The organism is Pseudomonas sp. Wu6 (genome assembly GCF_019891515.1).
Classification (GTDB): Bacteria; Pseudomonadota; Gammaproteobacteria; order Pseudomonadales; family Pseudomonadaceae; genus Aquipseudomonas; species Aquipseudomonas orientalis_A.
In genome coordinates, this window is sequence record NZ_JAFLXH010000005.1 from 209,199 (window position 1) to 226,807 (window position 17,609).

A 17,609-nucleotide genomic window follows, 5' to 3' on the forward strand; every position below is an offset into this window, starting at 1 on the left:
TTTCGTTTAACGGCGCTGTTTGAAGAAATACCCGCTGAGCAGCGCCAGCCCGCACGCACCCAGGCCTGCAAAGAGCATGGCCCAGCCGGCACCGTTGCGCAGAGCCGCCCGGGCCTCGTTGAGCGCCAATCCCGGCGCATCCAGCTTGCCCGCCGCAAGGTGCTGGCTGAGGGCCGGCCATTCCATTGCCGTGCCCGGCGGCAGTACATCGGCCAGGTGATGGCTGATCCCCAGCAACAGCACCAGGCCCATCAGCGCGATATTGAGCGCCAGGGTGATCAGCCGGGCGCTGAAGTCGATGCCCGAGGCCATGCCCGCGCGATCAGCCGAGACGGCGCCGGTGGTGGTGTTGGTGGTTGGCGAGTTGGTCAGCGCCAGGCCGGTGCCGGCCATCACGCAACCGAGCAGTATCAGCAGGCTGTCCGGCTGTGCGGCGAGATTGGCCACGGTCATCGCCAGAAACCCCGCGCCCATGGTCGCCAGGCCCAGCGGGATGATGCGTTCGGCGCCGTAGCGCAGGGCCAGGCGTTCGGCCAGGGGCGGCACCAGTAAGGTTGGCAAGGTGTAGGCGAGCAGGGCGCCGCCGGTGGTCAGGGTGTCGTAGCCCAGACCCGCCTGGAAATACAGCGGCAGGTAGATCATGAACGGCCAGAAGCTGAAGTTCATGCCGATCGAGCCCATCAGCGCCCCGTTGAAGCGCCGGATACGGAACACCGAGAAATCGAACATCGGATGGGCACTGCGCTTTTCAACCACGACGAACAGCAGCAACGCTACCAGCGCCAGGCCCGCCCAGCCGAGCATGGCCGGTGTGGCGAAGCCGTACTCGGTGCCCTGGGTGATGAAGTAGACCAGGGCGAACACCGCCAGCGTCAGGGTCAGCATGCCGGCAATGTCCAAGCGATGGCTGGCCGGGTCGCGCGACTCCTGCACGCTGATGCGCAACAGCACCAGAGTGAACAGGCTGAGCGGTACGTGGGCGAGAAACACCCAGCGCCAATCGGCGACTGCCAGGATCAGCGCACCGACCATCGGCCCGAACCCCAGGCCCACGCCGGCAATCACGCCCCAGATCGCGAAGGCCCGGGCACGTGCGGCCGGTTCACGAAACAAGTGCGACAAAATCGCGAACTGACAGATCATCATCGCGCCGGCGCCGATGCCCTGGACGAAGCGCGCTACGATCAGCATGGTCGCGTCGGTGGCCAGCCCGCAAGCCAGTGAAGCCAGGCCGAACAGCCACAGGCACAGTACCAGCACGCGTCGACGGCCAAAGCGATCGGCCAGGGTGCCCGCTGCCATCAGTACGCTGGTGCAGGCCAGGGTGTAGGCGTTCATGATCCACTGGGCGTCTTGAAATCCTGTGCCCAATTCGCGTTCGAGGGTGGGCAGGATGACCGGTACGCTGGAGATTTCCAGGCCGAACATCAGGGCCACCAGGCACACGGCGGTGAGCGCCAGGCCGTTTCTGGTGGTATGCGCGGGGCTTAAGGCCGTTAGAGCGGCGGCGGGTGGCATACGCAGTTCCTTAAGAGAGAGGGAGGGATTATTCTCTCGGGAATTGGGTTCTTTATTTGCGATAACTTTTCCCTTGATAGGGGAGTCAAAGGCGACAATCTACGATGTCTACCCCACGTTTCGATGGTGTCGAGCTGTTTCTGCAAATCGTCGAGAGCGGCAGCCTGAGCGCGGCCGCCGAGCGGCTGAACCTCACGCGCTCGGCGGTGGGCAAGGGCCTGGCGCGGCTTGAAGCGCGCCTGGGCACCTGCCTGTTGCAACGCTCCACGCGCCGCCAGCGTCTGACCGAGGATGGGCAGGCCTACTACGAGCACTGTCTGCGCGCGCTGGCGGAGCTGGAGGCGGCCGAGTCCGTGCTGGAAAGCGGCCGTCAGCAGCCACGCGGGCGCTTGCGCGCGAGTTTGCCGCTGGCGTTTGGTCACCACTATGCCGCGCCTGCCCTGTGGGGCTTGATGGCGCGTTATCCGGACCTTGAGATCGACATTTGCTTCTCAGACCGCATGATCGATCTGACGCAGGAAGGCTTCGATATTGCCGTGCGTATCGGCCCGTTGCCGGATACCGACCGCCTGAGTGCGCGGCGTCTGGGGGAGCAGGTCATGGGCCTGGCGGCGTCACCGGCGTATCTGCAACGCAGGGGGCGAATTGAACATATCGAGGAATTGGCGGCTCATCGCGGCATTGCTTACCGCAGCAATAACGTCCATCGCTCGCGGCTGGTCACGCCCCTGGTGTTGGACGACCTCCAGGCTGTGGCCGATGCGACGATTGCAGGCGTGGGCCTGGCCTGGTTACCGAGTTGGTTGATTGCCCACTACGCGCTACGCGGGCAACTGGAGGCGGTACTGCCCGACTATCGCGAGCAGCCGGCCCCCATCCATGTGATCTGGCCGACGGCGCCGCACATGCCGGCCAAGACACGGTGCGCCATTGATGCGCTGGTCGCGGCCACCCCAAGTTGCCTGGGGGGCAGTTAGAACCCGAATCCGGAACACACTTAGGATCAAATGTGGGAGGGGGCTTGCCCCCCGATGCAGTGCTTCAGTCAACAGATACAGTGACTGACATACCGCAATCGGGGGCAAGCCCCCTCCCACATTTGGATGTGTTGTGGCCTGCAAATTGAAGGCAGACAGTCAGAACGCGATAGACGTCTGCACATACACCGTGCGCGGTTCACCCACGTATTTGCCCTTGTTGTTATCGTCGAACGAGCGCGTGTAGTACTGCTTGTTGAAGATGTTCTTCACCCCGACCGCCACATTCAAGTCCGACAGCTGCGGGCCGAAGTCATACGCTGCGCGGCTGCTGAACAGCATGTAGCCGGGGATGCGTCCGTTGGCGCCGTCGGCGCTTTCGGCCTGGGTGTTGGCGTTGTCGGCGAACTGGCTGCTCTGGTAGCTGCTGTCCAGGTTGAGCTTCCACGGGCCTTCGGTGTACCCCACGCCGAGGGTGCCTTTGTGTTTGGACGAGAAGGGCACGCGATTGCCTTTGTTCGGGCCGTCTTCACGGATGGTCGCGTCGACATACGCATAGCTGGCGTACACATCGAAGCCGGCCAGCGCCGGGCTCACGCCGTCGAGGGCGTAGTTGATGCTCGACTCGATGCCCTGGTGCCGCGTTTCACCGCGGGCGATCACGGTGTCGTTGGTCTGGTTGCTGTCGTACTGGTTGTCGAAATTGATCAGGAACGCACCGATTTCCGCGCGCAGGCTGCCGTTGTCATAGCGCGTGCCGAGCTCCCAGGTGCGGGCTTTTTCCGGCTTCACTTCGCCGCTGTTCACGCGGTTGGGCATCTGGCTGTACTGCACGCTGCCGAACGAGCCTTCAGTGTTGGCGTAGAGGTTCCAGTCGTCGGTGAGGTGATAGAGCACGTTCAACGCCGGCAGCGCGGTGTTGTAGTCGCCTTTGTATTTGACGTTGCTCAGGTTGTTGGTCTGTTGGGACTCGATCATTTCGTAGCGGATGCCCGGCGTGAGGGTCCACTTGCCGATATCGATACGGTCGTCGATGAAGAACGCATTGGCTTCGGTGCCGCCACGGGTGTCGCGGTCGTTACGGCTGTCGGTGGTCGGCAGTTGCTGATTGGCGGCAATCGGCGTGCGGTAGCGCAACTCGTGGCCGGCTTCGTTGATGTAGCGGTAGCCGACGCCGACTTCGTGGCTGGTGGGGCCGAGGTCGAAGCCTTGGGCGAAGCGGGTTTCCAGGCCGCGTACCCAATACTCGCGGGGGGACAGCGAGAGGAAGTTGCCTTGATCGAGGTAACCGCTGCGCAGGGTTTTGGTGAAGAAACTGTTGACCGTGAATTCACGGCGATCCTGCTCGTAGCGGTAGCCGACGTTGAACATCGTGCGCCGGCCCCAGAACTTGTCGTAGGGGCGGGTCGACTGGTACGGGTCGGCCTTGTAGTCCTTGACGTTCAAGCCCCCAGGCATATCGGCCTCGCCGTCGTAGTACTGCGCCATGGCGTTGAAGCTGTTGGCGTCATCCAGCTGGTATTTACCCTTGAGGATCAGGTCATCGATGCGCGTGTCGCTGTTTTCACGCCAGTCGCCGCCACGGGTGCCGGAGTACAGGAGTGCGCCGCCCAGGCCATTGTCGGCGGTGCCGCCGGCCAGCAGGTTGCCGGTGGTCTTGAAGCCGTCGTGGCTGGAGGACGGGCTGGTTTCGGTCTGCAGGCCGCCTTTGACGGTGGGCGCATCCGGAATCGCGCGGGTCACGAAGTTGACGATGCCACCGACGTTCTGCGGGCCGTAGCGCACCGCGCCGCCGCCGCGCACCACGTCCACCGCGTCCATGTTGCCCATGCTGATCGGTGCAAATGAAAGTTGCGGCTGGCCATAGGGGGCGAAGGGCACGGGAATGCCGTCCATCAACACCGTGGAGCGTGATGCCAGCCGTGGGTTGAGCCCGCGAATGCCGAAGTTCATTGCCATGTCATGGCTGCCGGTGCCGTTGTTGTCCGGGGCATTGACGCCGGGGATGCGATTGAGCACGTCGCGGGCCTGGGTTGCGCCCTGGCGTTCGAATTCGTCACGGCGGATGACGTCACGGGCGCCGGGATGCTCGAACACGTTGGTCTGCGCCGCGTCACCGAGCCAGTCGCCGACCACGTTGGAGGTTTGCAACTCGAGGGTGGCCGGGGCGCCGGCCGGTTGCAGGCTGTAGGCGTTGTCACCCTCGGCGCGGGCTTGCAGGCCACTGCCTTCCAACAGTTTATCCAGGCCTTCGGCGGTGCTGTAGTTGCCCGTCAAGCCGGGGCTTTGCCGACCGGCGGTGACCTCGGAACCGAAGGACACCAGCACCCCGGCTTCACGGCCGAACTGGTTCAGGGCCGCTTCCAGACTCGTCGGCGCGATGTGATAGGCCTTGGTGTCGGCCGCCATCGCCGGGGGCAGCGCGGCCAGGCTGAGGCTGGCGCCGAGCAGGAGTTGGCGCAGGGTACGGGCAAGAAGCGTCGGTTGCAGGGGCATGAAGGGTGGTCCTGAGAAGGAAGGATCAAGGGGGCTTTCCTTCTCTGTCACGCGAAGTAGGGAAAACGGCTCAGCGGTTTTCAAAAAACTTCACGCACGCGCCTGCACTGTCACCCAGTAGCGGGTAAAGCGTCGCACTTTGACCGGCAGGCTGACTTCCAGCAGATCGAGAATGCGTTCGCTGTCATCCAGCGGATAACTGCCGGACAGGAGCAGGTTTGCCACCTGCGGGTCGCAGTTGAGCTGGCCCCGGCGATAGCGCCCGAGTTCGCCGAGGAAGTCTTCCAGGCGCATATGCGCGGCCACCAGCATGCCGTCAGCCCAGGCGCCGCTGTTGGCGTCGATAGCGCGCGGACTGTCCCAGCCCTTGCGGGTGTAATTGACTTGGTGCGCGGCGTCCACCCTCAGCGGCAGGCCGCTGTAGTGGTTGGGCATCACGTCGACACGGCCATCGAGCACCGCCAATTGGGTATGGTCATTGAACTGCCGCACGTTCAAGCGCGCCGCCTGGCTGCTGAGCAAGCCCTGGCCGGTCAGCACGCGCAGCGGCGTGGCACCTGCGCGGGCGGTCAGCAGGATTTCACCTTCGAGCAGGCGGATCAGGCGCTGGTGGCCATCGAAATGCACATCCACCGCACTGCCGGTGTTGAGCTGCAACTGGCTGCCGTCGGCCAACTGCACGCGGCGACGCTGGCCGACAGGGCTGCGGTAGTCCGCCGTCAACGGCGGCAAAATGTGTTGCTGGCGCAGGCTCCAGGCTGCCGCCGAACCGGCGCCGAGGATCAACAGCAGCTTCAGCGCCTGGCGCCGGCTGGTGGAGGTCGGTGCATTCAACGCCGCGTGCGCCAGCGGCGAAGGCAGGCCACGCAGGCGCTGGTTGACGCGCTGGATCTGGTCCCACGCACGCTGATGTTCGCTATGCGCCTCCAGCCATTGCTGCCAGGCCGCCTGCTGGCGCGGGTCGAGCGCGCCTTGCTGCATTTGCAGCAACCAGTGCACGGCCTGTTCGGCAACCTGGGTCGAGACATTCATAGGGCGAAGTAGCAGCGCAGGGCGGCTTTATGCAGGTGGCGCTTGACCGTGGCAATGGAAATGCCCAGTTGCGCGCCGATCTGCGCGTAGGTCAGGCCATCGAGCTGGGCCAGCAGGAACGCGCGTTTGACCTGCACCGGCAGGCCGTCGAGCAGTTGGTCAAGTTCCACCAGGGTTTGCAGGATGATTGCGCGGTCTTCTTCCGACGGCGCGACGTGCTCCGGCATTTGCGCCAGGGCGTCGAGGTAGGCGCGTTCCAGGTCCTGGCGACGGTAGTAGTTGAACAGTACGCGTTTGGCGACCGTGGTGAGAAAGGCGCGCGGTTCGATCAGCGTGGGCGCTTCCCGCGCGCTGAGCACGCGGATGAAGGTATCGTGCGCCAGGTCGGCGGCGCTTTGCGGGCAGCCGAGCTTGCGTCGCAACCAGCCGGTGAGCCAGTGGTGATGGTCGTTGTACAGAACTTCGACGGTGTTGGACGGCGGCAACGTGATCACTCCATCAGCATCGGCATGCTTTAGAGAACAAGAATTGTTCGCATTGTAGGGCCGCAAACACGGTTCGGCAATCGACCCGAGCAGGTGATTCATCCGTTCTCTTTTGCTTATGAGAATATTTATCATTAATATTGCGCGCTGATGAACTTGGCGCCTGCCGCATGAAAAGCAAAACCTCACTGCCCGCCTCTTATCGCCTCGCCGTCACTTCGCGCGTACTGGCGGCTGTGGTCGGTGGATATCTGATGGCCTCGCTGGCCGCGATCTGCCTTGCGCTGTGGCTGCCGACGACGCGCGCCGACGCGGTGATTGTCGGCATGATGAGTTCATTCGTGTTCTACCTGCTGGCGGTGCTCTGGTGTTTCGCCTGCCGCACCGCGTGGCGTGCGTGGGCCGGGGTGATGCTGCCCAGCGCGCTGCTCGCGACCCTGGCGGGCATTGGGTTCTGGGTGGTGCGCACATGAAAGAGGGTTTTCGCCAGGCCATGGCCTGGCTGCACACCTGGGCCGGATTGATTTTCGGCTGGCTGCTGTTTGCGATTTTTCTGACCGGCACCCTGGCCTATTTCAAGGATGAAATAACCCACTGGATGCAGCCCGAAGTCCAGGCCCATCCGGTGGACGACGCACGCAGCCTCGCCGTAGCGCAAGACTACCTGCAGCAACAGGCGCCCACGGCCGCGCGCTGGTTCATTACCTTGCCCAACAGCCGCGACCCCGGCCTGTCGGTGATGTGGCAGGACAAGGTCGACCCCGGCAAGCGCGGCAACTTCATCCAGAAAGTCCTCGACCCGGTCAGCGGCCAAGCGGTGCAGGCCCGCGAAAGCATGGGCGGTGAATTCTTCTACCGCTTCCACTTCCAACTGCAGATGCCCTACCCATGGGGCCGCTGGCTTTCGACCCTTGCCGCCATGGTGATGTTTGTCGCGCTGATCACCGGCATCATTACCCACAAGAAAATCTTCAAGGACTTCTTCACCTTCCGCCCGCGCAAGGGCCAGCGCTCCTGGCTGGACGGGCACAACGCGGTGGGCGTGCTGGTGCTGCCGTTTCACCTGATGATCACCTATAGCAGCCTGGTGATTTTCATGAGCATGGTCATGCCGGCGCCGATCGTGGCCTCCTATGGCAATGACAGCCGTGCCTTCTTCAATGAAGTGTTTCCCAGTTCCGATAATGCCCCGGCACTCGGCCAGCCGGGTAGGTTGCTGCCGTTGTGGCCGATGTACCAGCAGGCGCAGCAACAGTGGGCGGGGGGGCATGTCGGGCGCCTGGCGGTGAATAACCCGAGCGACGTCAACGCCTCGGTGAATGTATTTCGCGCCGGCTCCGACAGCGTAGTGCAAGATTTTGGCAGCACCGTTTCCTTCAACGGCACCACGGGCGAGTTGCTGCGGGTCAGTGGTGAACCGTCCTTGCCATCGGTCATCGGTGGCAGTTTCTACGGCTTGCACATGGGCCATTTCGCCGGCCCGGTGCTGCGGTGGTTGTATTTCATCTGCGGCCTGGCAGGCACGGCGATGATCGGCACAGGCCTGGTGATATGGCTGGGCAAACGTCAGCTCAAGCACGCCAAAACCGGTGTAATGCCCTTTGAACTGCGGTTGGTGGAGGTGCTGAACATCGCCAGCATGTCGGGGCTGATGATCGCCATAGCGACGTTTTTCTGGGCCAATCGACTGCTGCCGGTGAGTATGGCCGAACGTTCCGACTGGGAAGTGCAGAGCTTCTTTATCGCCTGGGGCCTGAGCCTGGTGCATGCCGCGTTGCGGCGCGGTCGCCAGGGCTGGGTCGAGCAGTTGAGCCTGGGCGCGTTGCTGTTTGTGGCCATCCCGTTGATTAATGCCCTGACTACGCCGTATCACTTGGGCACTTCGCTGATGAGCCGCGACTGGGCCATAGCCGGCTTCGACCTGACATGCCTGGCCAGCGGCCTGTTCCTGGGATGGGCCGCCTGGAAGATGCAGCGTCGCGCCGCGTTGCAGCCCAAGGCAGAGCACGCGCGTGCATTGGCGTTCAAGCAGGAGGCCGGCTGAATGTTGCTCGCGCTGCTGCTGTGCTACGCCGGGTTTACCGCGCTGTGCCTGGCCACCGATCGTCATCACGGCGAGTTGCTGCGCAGCAAACCCACGCCTGCACGGCGCCTGGGCTTGCGTGCGCTCGGCTGGTTGCTGCTGACCCTGTCGATCTGGCCGGCGGTGGCCGTCACCGGTTGGGGTCAGGGCCTGGTGGAGTGGTGCGCGGTGCTCATGCTCAGCGCCCTGCTTTTGGTGCTGCTGTTGCCGTACCGGCCACGGCTGGCTTTGATCCTCGCGGGCGTCGGCGTGCTGGCCAGCCCGGTCGCGGCGTTTGGCCTTTTCTGAGTTGCTCATGATGATCAGCCCGCCGCCCAAGCAACAGGACAGCGCGCACCCGGACGCGGCCGGGGGGCGTGCGCATTTCCTGCAGGTGTTCCTGTCCCAGCGTTCACAGATGGAGGCCTTGGTCAGCCGCCGTGTCGGTTGCCGCGCCACGGCGGCTGATCTGGTGCAGGACCTGTTCCTGCGCTTCTGGCGCCGCCCGCTGGTGCAGGTCGAAGAACTCAGCACCTACCTGCTGCGCTGCGCCGGCAATATCGCCATCGACCATTTGCGCAGCGAAGGCGCCCGCGTGCGCAGCAACGAGGGCTGGTTGCCGGAGCAGCAGGACAACCAGGGCTGCGAACCCCAGGCGGCCCTCGAAGCGGGCAATGACCTGCGGCATGTCGAAGCCGCCTTGCGCAGCCTGCCCGAGCGCACCCGGCAGATTTTCCTGCTCAACCGCATTCACGGGCGCAAATACGCAGAGATCGCCAAGGCCATGGGCCTGTCCCAAAGCGCGGTGGAAAAACACATGATGCGAGCCCTGCAAGCGTGCAAGGCGAGCCTGCGCGAACCGTCAGTCCCACGTACGCCAGGGAAAGCATCGTGAACGTCACTCCCACGCCCGCCCAGGAACAGGCCGCGCTCGACTGGCTGAGCCGGCTGCACGACCAGCCCGGCAGCGGCGATCAAGCCTCCTTCAGCCGATGGCTGCGCGCCGACCCCGCCCATATCGAAGCCTACGCCCAGGCCCAGGTGCTGTGGGAGCTGAGCGAGGTGCCGGCACGCACCCTGGCCGACGAAGACGCACAGGCCTTGCAGGGTTACCTCGATGCGATGCGCCGTTCCGGGCGCTCGCGCCTGGTGCGTGGGGCCGGTGCCCTGGCCATGGCGGCCTGTTTGTTGTTGATGGTGTCGATGGGCGCCGGTTGGCAGCCGTCGCGTTGGGTCGATGACCTGGGCGCCGATTACGTGACGGCGCCAGGGCAGGTGAGGACCGTCACCCTGGCCGATCAGTCCCGCGTCACCCTCGACGCCGACAGCGCGATTGCGGTGGATTTCAGTCACGGCGAGCGGCATATCCAATTACGTCGCGGGGCCGGTTTTTTCCGCGTTGTCCACACCGGCCAGCCCTTCGTGGTCGAGGCGGGCGCTGGAGAAACGCGGGTGCTGGGCACACAGTTCGAAGTGCGCCTGCAACCGGCAGGGGCCCAGGTGACCGTGCTGTCGGGCCGGGTTGGCGTAACGCCGTCCGCACAGGCACCGCAGCAAATTCTGACGGCAGGCCAGCAAGTGGCCTACGCCGACGGTGTAGCCGAGCCGCTGCACTCGGTGGACAGCGAATCACGCCTGGCCTGGCGCGACGGTTGGCTCAACTACTACAAGGCGCCGCTGGCCGAGGTGATCGGGGACCTCAAACGTTACTACCCGGGCCGCATCCTCCTGCTCAATGCCGAGATGGGCGCCAGGCGCGTCAGCGGCAGCTTTCCGAGCGACGACCCTGTCGCCGTGTTGAAGGCCTTGCAAGCGGTCCTCGGCTTCGAGCAACACACGCTGCTGGGGCGGGTGATTGTGTTGCGCTAGGCGCACGGGGCCGTTCAACTCGCACGATCAACGGCCTGCCACCGATTGCGGTGTATCAGCTACAGATAGGCTGACTGACACACTGCTATCGAGGATAGGTATCTACACCACTCTGTAACCCCCAAACGTAACCACGATGCGAAGCGAGCCGCTCTTGATCTTGCTCTGCTTTTGATCCTAGGCGCCCCGTTAAACCACGCTGGCCGAACGCAGGCTTGAATCCGTGGGTAACCCGGCAGGACGCCGGGTTAGCCGCCCCGCGCCATGGATGGCGCGTGGCGGCGGCCCACGGATTCAAGCCGGAGAGAGGGCACACCGAGCCTAAGCGAGGTGCCGAGTGGTGGGGCAAGAGCCCTTTGGTTACTTTGGGGCTTTTCCAAAGTGACCCGCCGTCAGGGCGGAACCCTAAGTGGCCGTTACCGCAGAAACGGATATGTACGCGATCTGATCCAACATCCTGATCGGCCCTGAGGCCGCCATCGGGGGCAAGCCCCCTCCCACATTTGATCTGCGGTGTTTTCGAGGACCGGGTTATTTCAGGGCAGCCATGATGGCATCCGGGTTGTAGTCGCGAATCAACGTGCCATTGACATCCACAAACGGAATCCCGCCGCCACTCAACGCTTCATACGCCTTACGCGCCTGGGCATCCTTCTCGATATCGAAAGCCTGGTAAGGAACACCCTTCTGGTCCAGAAAGCGCCGGATCTGCTTGCAGTAGCCACACCACTCGGTGGCGTAAAGCACCACACGCGCCGAGCTGCGTACCTGCTCGGACACCACCTGCGACGGGTTGAACAGCCGCTCGACCTTGCCCCAGTTCTGAATCACCACCACCACCAGCAACACCAGCAGGACTTTCTTCAAGACCCCGCCAAGCATCAGTTACGGCGCTTGAGCTGGTCGGTCAGTTGGGTCGGCAGGCCCTTGATGATCAAGGTGCCGGCGGCTTCGTCGTATTCAATCTTGTCGCCCAGCAGGTGCGCTTCAAAGCTGATGGACAAGCCTTCGGCGCGGCCGGTGAAGCGGCGGAACTGGTTGAGGGTGCGTTTGTCGGCAGGAATTTCCGGCGACAGGCCATAGTCCTTGTTGCGAATATGGTCGTAGAACGCTTTAGGCCGCTCTTCATCGATCAGACCGGACAGTTCTTCCAGGCCCATCGGCTCGCCGAGCTTGGCCTGGCTGCTGGCGTAGTCCACCAGGGTCTTGGTTTTCTCGCGCGCCGACTCGTCCGGCAGGTCCTCGCTTTCAACGAAGTCACTGAACGCCTTGAGCAGGGTGCGGGTTTCGCCCGGGCCGTCGACGCCTTCCTGGCAGCCGATAAAGTCGCGGAAGTATTCCGAGACCTTCTTGCCGTTCTTGCCCTTGATAAACGAGATGTACTGTTTGGACTGCTTGTTGTTCTGCCACTCGGACACGTTGATCCGCGCGGCCAGGTGCAGCTGGCCCAGGTCCAGGTGACGTGAGGGCGTCACGTCCAGCTCGTCGGTCACCGCCACGCCTTCGCTGTGGTGCAGCAGGGCGATGGCCAGGTAGTCGGTCATGCCTTGCTGGTAGTGGGCGAACAGCACGTGACCGCCGGTCGACAGGTTGGACTCCTCCATCAGCTTCTGCAGATGTTCCACTGCGGTACGGCTGAAGGTGGTGAAATCCTGACCACCGTCAAAGTATTCCTTCAACCAGCCGCTGAACGGGTGCGCGCCGGACTCGGCATGGAAGAAACCCCAGGCCTTGCCCTGTTTGGCGTTGTAGCTCTCGTTGAGGTCGGCAAGCATGTTCTCGATGGCGGCCGACTCGGACAGCTCCGAATCACGGGCATGCAGAACTGCGGGTGTGCCGTCGGGTTTTTTGTCGATCAGGTGGACGATGCAATGACGGATCGGCATAGGCTTCTCGGCTGGTTGAAGGGGAGCGTTGAGCCTCCCGCAAAAAGTTGCCCAGTGTACCGCACCCGTTGGTCAAGACGCGCCTGGAGGGGCGGTTTGGATGTTCTCCCACCGTGCATATGGGGTTTTTTCACGCTTTAGAGCGATAAAGCTGACCAAATGGGTATGTTGAGGCGGATATTTCCCCGTCTCTGTGCTAGTTTTGCCCCGTCTTACGCCAAGTCTCGGCGTTAAGCGTGCATTCAGCATTTGTCAGGTCGAACCAATCCCCGTTTCAAGCATCTATAACCCCGTTCTCCAAAGGTTATAGCCGGGGCGCCAGGCCGACACGGTCGGGCTCGACGGCTGACACTGCACTCTGCAATCCATATGAATTTGATAGGGAAGGAACACCACAATGGCTTTGACTAAAGACCAACTGATCGCTGATATCGCTGAAGCTATCGACGCGCCGAAAACCACCGCGCGCGCAGCGCTGGACCAACTGGGCCAGATCGTTGCCGATCAGCTGGAAAACGGCGGCGAAATCACTCTGCCAGGTATCGGCAAGCTGAAAGTGACCGAGCGTCCTGCCCGTACCGGCCGTAACCCTTCGACTGGCGCTGCCATCGAAATCGCTGCCAAGAAAGTTATCAAGCTGGTTGTGGCCAAAGGCCTGACCGACGCTGTTAACAAGTAAGACGCCGTAAAAAAACCGTGCTCCGGAGTGATCCGGGCACGGTTTTTTGTTGCCTGCGATTTTGTTTGCAACGGTAGGAGCGAGCTTGCTCGCGAAAGACGTTAACGATAACGCGCCCGTCCTGGTTGAACGCGGCGCCTTGGCGTTTTTCGCGAGCAAGCTCGCTCCTACAGGTGGGCGTCAGCGCACCCAGCGCTGGCGCCAGATCTGCTGTTCGTTCTTGGTCTGGAAGGTCCAGGCGACGAAGCGGCTCTGCTTTTGCCCCTGAGACATTTCCACCACCTGGCTTTCCAGCACGCCGGCCTTTTTCAACGCCGTCTCGATCGCGGGCAGGTTTGACGCTTTTGACACCAGTGTGCTGAACCACAGCACCTTGTGGGCAAAATGCGCGCTTTCGGCGATCAATTGCGTCACGAAACGCGCTTCGCCGCCCTCACACCACAGTTCGGCCGATTGGCCGCCGAAGTTCAGCACCGGCAACTTGCGCTTGGGGTCGGCTTTGCCCAGTGCACGCCACTTGCGCTCGCTGCCTTTGGTCGCTTCGTCCATGGACGCGTGGAACGGCGGGTTGCACATGGTCAGGTCAAAGCGTTCGGCAGGCTCCAGCAGGCCCAGCAGGATGTGCTTGGGGTTGGGTTGCTGGCGCAACTCGATGACTTTGCTCAAGTCGTTGGACTGCACGATGGCCTTGGCAGCCGCCACGGCGATAGGGTCGACCTCCGAGCCGAGGAAGTTCCAGCGGTACTCCATGTAGCCAATCAGCGGGTAGACGCAGTTGGCGCCCATGCCGATATCCAGCACCTTGACGATGGAACCGCGCGGAATCTTGCCGTCGTTGACGCTGGCCAGCAGGTCGGCAAGGAAGTGCACGTAGTCGGCGCGCCCGGGCACCGGCGGGCACAGGTAATCGGCCGGGATGTCCCAATGCTGGATGCCATAGAACGACTTGAGCAACGCTCGGTTGAACACCCGCACCGCATCCGGGCTGGCGAAGTCGATGCTCTCTTTGCCATAGGGATTGATGATCACGAATTGCGCCAGTTCCGGCGTGGTCTTGATCAACGCCTGGAAGTCGTAACGGCCTGTGTGGCGGTTGCGCGGGTGCAGGGTAGCCTCTTTGCGTGGCGCGACGGGTTTGGCCGTGGCGGCGGTTTTAGGCTTCTTGCGCGGTGGTTTGGGTGTGCTGGGGGCGGTCATGTTGATTCTGGTGTTGGCTCAAAGTGGCGGCCATTGTCACACATCCTGAGCCCAACTCGTTCAAATGTGGGAGGGGGCTAGCCCTTTGTAGGAGCGAGCTTGCTCGCGAAGAACTCCCAGGCACCGCGTTTATTCAGAAAATACGCGTTATCGTTGACGTTTTTCGCGAGCAAGCTCGCTCCTACAGACAGCCACATTGACCGCGTGCGCAGGAGCTCCAGCCAAAAAAAAGAGACCCGAAGGTCTCTTTTTTACGCGACTCAAGCCTTACAGGCTGGAAATCCGCGCATGTTGCTCCGCCAACTTGCCCAAGGCCTGTTCAGCCTCGGCCAACTTGGCGCGTTCTTTCTCGATCACTTCCGCCGGCGCCTTGTCGACGAATGCCGCGTTGGACAGCTTGCCGCCCACGCGTTGCACTTCGCCTTGCAGGCGCGCGATTTCCTTGTCGAGACGGGCCAGTTCCGCGCCCTTGTCGATCAGGCCGGCCATCGGCACCAGCACTTCCATATCACCGACCAGCGCAGTGGCCGACAGCGGTGCTTCGGCGCCATCGGCCAATACGGTGATGGACTCCAGCTTGGCCAGCTTCTTGAGCAGCGCATCGTTTTCGCTGAGGCGACGCTGGTCTTCGGCACTGGCGTTCTTGACGAACACGGCCAGCGGCTTGCCCGGACCGATGTTCATCTCGGCGCGGATGTTGCGCGTGCCGAGCATCAGGGTCTTGAGCCATTCGATATCGCTTTCGGCGGCCTCATCGATACGGGCTTCATTGGCCACCGGCCAGGGCTGCAGCATGATGGTCTTGCCTTCGACACCGGCCAGCGGCGCCAGGCGCTGCCAGATTTCTTCGGTGATGAACGGCATGAACGGGTGTGCCAGGCGCAGCGCCACTTCCAGTACGCGCACCAGGGTGCGACGGGTGCCGCGCTGGCGTTCGACCGGCGCGTTTTCGTCCCACAGCACCGGCTTGGACAGTTCCAGGTACCAGTCGCAATACTGGTTCCAGATGAACTCGTACAAGGCCTGGGCGGCCAGGTCGAAACGGAACTGGTCGAGCTGGCGGGTCACTTCGGCTTCGGTGCGCTGCAACTGCGAAATGATCCAGCGGTCGGCCAGGCTCAGTTCGAAGGCTTCGCCGTTCTGGCCGCAGTCTTCGCCTTTATCCAGCACGTAGCGCGCGGCGTTCCAGATCTTGTTGCAGAAGTTGCGATAGCCTTCAACGCGGCCCATGTCGAACTTGATGTCGCGACCGGTGGAGGCCAGCGAGCAGAAGGTGAAGCGCAGAGCGTCGGTGCCGTAGCTGGCGATGCCGTCGGCGAACTCGTCGCGGGTCTGCTTCTCGATCTTTTTCGCCAGTTTGGGCTGCATCAGGGCCGAGGTGCGTTTCTGCACCAGGGTTTCCAGGTCGATGCCGTCGATGATGTCCAGCGGGTCCAGGACGTTGCCCTTGGACTTGGACATTTTCTGGCCCTGGCCATCGCGAACCAGGCCGTGCACGTACACGGTCTTGAACGGTACCTGCGGGGTGCCGTCTTCGTTCTTCACCAAATGCATGGTGAGCATGATCATCCGGGCAACCCAGAAGAAAATGATGTCGAAGCCGGTGACCAGCACGTCGGTGGAGTGGAATTTCTTCAGGAATTCGGTCTGCTGCGGCCAACCCAACGTCGAGAAGGTCCACAGGCCCGAGCTGAACCAAGTGTCCAGTACGTCGTTGTCCTGTTGCAGGGCGATGTCGGCACCGAGGTTGTGCTTGGCGCGCACTTCGGCTTCGTCGCGGCCTACATACACCTTGCCGGACTCGTCGTACCAGGCCGGAATACGGTGGCCCCACCACAGCTGACGGCTGATGCACCAGTCCTGGATGTCGCGCATCCACGAGAAGTACATGTTTTCGTATTGTTTAGGCACAAACTGGATGCGGCCGTCTTCCACGGCGGCAATGGCAGGCTCGGCCAGCGGCTTGGTGGACACGTACCACTGGTCGGTCAGCCACGGCTCGATCACGGTGCCGGAGCGGTCGCCCTTCGGCACTTTCAGGCCGTGGTCGTCAACGCTCACCAGCAAACCGGCAGCGTCGAAGGCGGCAACAATCTGCTTGCGCGCTTCGAAGCGGTCGAGGCCGGCGTATTCGGCCGGGATCTTGCCGTCGATGCTGTCATTCAGCGTGCCGTCCAGGTTGAACACCTGGCAGGCCGGCAACACGGCGGCATTCTTGTCGAAGATGTTCAGCAGCGGCAGGTTGTGGCGCTTGCCGACTTCGTAGTCGTTGAAATCGTGGGCCGGGGTGATTTTCACGCAGCCGGTGCCGAATTCAGGGTCGCAGTAGTCGTCGGCGATGATCGGGATGCGGCGACCGACCAGTGGCAGCTCGACGAACTTGCCGATCAGCGCCTGATAGCGCTCATCGTTCGGGTTAACTGCAACAGCGGCGTCGCCGAGCATGGTTTCCGGACGGGTGGTGGCGACGATCAGGTAGTCGTTGCCCTCGGCGGTCTTGGCGCCGTCAGCCAGTGGATACTTGAGGTTCCACAGGAAGCCTTTCTCGTCGTGGTTTTCCACTTCGAGGTCGGAAATTGCCGTGTGCAACTTGGTGTCCCAGTTGACCAGACGCTTGCCACGGTAGATCAGGCCGTCTTCATGCAGGCGCACGAAGGCTTCCTTCACCGCTTCGGAGAGGCCGTCGTCCATGGTGAAACGCTCGCGGCTCCAGTCCACGGAGGAGCCCAGGCGACGGATCTGACGACTGATATTGCCGCCGGACTGGTCTTTCCATTCCCAGATTTTCTCGAGGAATTTCTCGCGGCCCAGGTCGTGACGGCTCTGGCCGGTGGCTTCGAGTTGGCGTTCCACCAGCATCTGGGTGGCGATACCGGCGTGGTCGGTACCCGGCTGCCACAGGGTGTCGCGACCCTGCATGCGGCGGAAACGGATCAACGCATCCATGATCGCATTGTTGAAGCCATGGCCCATGTGCAGGCTGCCAGTGACGTTCGGTGGCGGAATCATGATGGTGTACGAGTCGCCCGCACCTTGTGGGGCGAAATAGTTTTCGGACTCCCAGGTGTTGTACCAGGAAGTTTCGATAGCGTGGGGCTGGTAGGTCTTATCCATGCGCGGCGGGACCCTAGTTGGCATTTATTCAGGAAAGCCGGCAAGTATAACGGGGGATAGAGCGCAGGGCGAGGCGAAGACAGGGCTTAAGGTGTATGCAACCAAATGTGGGAGGGGGCTTGCCCCCGATGGCGGTGTGTCAGCTTCAAATAGACTGCTGACTCACCGCTATCGGGGGCAAGCTGAACTGGCCTAATGCTCCCGGACACCTCTTAAGGGCGATATGATTCGCCCAATCAGGAGGTTTCATGCAAGAGCGAAAGACCTACACCCGCGAGTTCAAGCAACGTGCTG

At 62.5% G+C, this 17,609-nt stretch carries 15 protein-coding genes; 7 read left to right on the top strand and 8 right to left on the bottom strand.

Annotated elements, in window-relative coordinates; genetic code table 11:
• Positions 1-6: 6 nt before the first annotated feature.
• Positions 7-1,518 (bottom strand): MFS transporter, encoded by a 1,512-nt coding sequence (locus J1G34_RS05380; protein ID WP_222993490.1) that lies wholly within the window; start codon positions 1,516-1,518, stop codon positions 7-9.
• A gap of 104 nt (positions 1,519-1,622) precedes the next feature.
• Between J1G34_RS05380 and J1G34_RS05385 the strand changes: the two genes are divergently transcribed.
• Positions 1,623-2,495: a LysR family transcriptional regulator gene (locus J1G34_RS05385; RefSeq protein WP_222993492.1), complete on the top strand. Its 873-nt coding sequence runs from the start codon at positions 1,623-1,625 to the stop codon at positions 2,493-2,495.
• Positions 2,496-2,654: 159 nt separating this feature from the next.
• Here the strand turns inward: J1G34_RS05385 and fecA are convergent, their stop codons facing one another.
• The 3 genes from fecA to J1G34_RS05400 form a co-directional block, all read right to left on the bottom strand.
• Complete coding sequence (gene fecA / locus J1G34_RS05390) at positions 2,655-4,991, bottom strand: TonB-dependent Fe(3+) dicitrate receptor FecA (RefSeq protein ID WP_222993494.1); 2,337 nt, start codon at positions 4,989-4,991, stop codon at positions 2,655-2,657.
• Between the two features lie 90 nt (positions 4,992-5,081).
• On the bottom strand, positions 5,082-6,023 hold the full coding sequence (locus tag J1G34_RS05395) for a FecR domain-containing protein (protein ID WP_065894834.1): 942 nt from the start codon (positions 6,021-6,023) through the stop codon (positions 5,082-5,084).
• Positions 6,020-6,508 (bottom strand): sigma-70 family RNA polymerase sigma factor, encoded by a 489-nt coding sequence (locus tag J1G34_RS05400; protein WP_065894835.1) that lies wholly within the window; start codon positions 6,506-6,508, stop codon positions 6,020-6,022. The genes J1G34_RS05395 and J1G34_RS05400 overlap by 4 nt, the downstream gene beginning before the upstream one ends.
• Before the next feature lie 170 nt (positions 6,509-6,678).
• Between J1G34_RS05400 and J1G34_RS05405 the strand changes: the two genes are divergently transcribed.
• From J1G34_RS05405 to J1G34_RS05425, 5 genes are read left to right on the top strand one after another with little or no spacing between them, the layout of a single operon-like run.
• Entirely contained in the window at positions 6,679-6,981 is a 303-nt protein-coding gene (locus J1G34_RS05405; RefSeq protein WP_065885916.1) for a DUF3649 domain-containing protein, read from the top strand.
• Entirely contained in the window at positions 6,978-8,552 is a 1,575-nt protein-coding gene (locus J1G34_RS05410; protein WP_222993496.1) for a PepSY-associated TM helix domain-containing protein, read from the top strand. The genes J1G34_RS05405 and J1G34_RS05410 overlap by 4 nt, the downstream gene beginning before the upstream one ends.
• On the top strand, positions 8,553-8,879 hold the full coding sequence (locus tag J1G34_RS05415; protein ID WP_065894838.1) for a DUF3325 domain-containing protein: 327 nt from the start codon (positions 8,553-8,555) through the stop codon (positions 8,877-8,879).
• Positions 8,880-8,886: 7 nt separating this feature from the next.
• The gene (locus J1G34_RS05420; protein WP_222993498.1) at positions 8,887-9,465 is read left to right on the top strand and encodes an RNA polymerase sigma factor; all 579 of its coding nucleotides are present in this window, start codon (positions 8,887-8,889) and stop codon (positions 9,463-9,465) included.
• Positions 9,462-10,439 carry a FecR family protein gene (locus J1G34_RS05425; protein ID WP_065937196.1) on the top strand — a complete coding sequence of 326 codons (978 nt, stop codon included), beginning with the start codon at positions 9,462-9,464 and terminating at the stop codon, positions 10,437-10,439. The genes J1G34_RS05420 and J1G34_RS05425 overlap by 4 nt, the downstream gene beginning before the upstream one ends.
• A gap of 531 nt (positions 10,440-10,970) precedes the next feature.
• On the opposite strand, the gene J1G34_RS05430 is transcribed toward J1G34_RS05425, so the two are convergent.
• Together J1G34_RS05430 and yejK are read right to left on the bottom strand one after the other, a co-directional pair.
• Positions 10,971-11,321, bottom strand: a complete 351-nt coding sequence (locus J1G34_RS05430; RefSeq protein WP_222993500.1) for a glutaredoxin family protein — start codon at positions 11,319-11,321, stop codon at positions 10,971-10,973.
• A complete protein-coding gene (gene yejK, locus J1G34_RS05435) occupies positions 11,321-12,325 on the bottom strand; it encodes a nucleoid-associated protein YejK (RefSeq protein WP_065885922.1) in 1,005 nt (334 codons plus the stop codon). The genes J1G34_RS05430 and yejK overlap by 1 nt, the downstream gene beginning before the upstream one ends.
• Before the next feature lie 397 nt (positions 12,326-12,722).
• Between yejK and J1G34_RS05440 the strand changes: the two genes are divergently transcribed.
• Positions 12,723-13,004, top strand: coding sequence for an HU family DNA-binding protein (locus J1G34_RS05440; RefSeq protein WP_005785131.1), 282 nt, complete (start codon positions 12,723-12,725; stop codon positions 13,002-13,004).
• 180 nt (positions 13,005-13,184) lie between these two features.
• Here the strand turns inward: J1G34_RS05440 and rlmF are convergent, their stop codons facing one another.
• Positions 13,185-14,201: a 23S rRNA (adenine(1618)-N(6))-methyltransferase RlmF gene (gene rlmF / locus J1G34_RS05445; RefSeq protein WP_065885923.1), complete on the bottom strand. Its 1,017-nt coding sequence runs from the start codon at positions 14,199-14,201 to the stop codon at positions 13,185-13,187.
• 267 nt (positions 14,202-14,468) lie between these two features.
• Entirely contained in the window at positions 14,469-17,315 is a 2,847-nt protein-coding gene (locus J1G34_RS05450) for a valine--tRNA ligase (protein ID WP_222993502.1), read from the bottom strand.
• Positions 17,316-17,609: the final 294 nt, after the last annotated feature.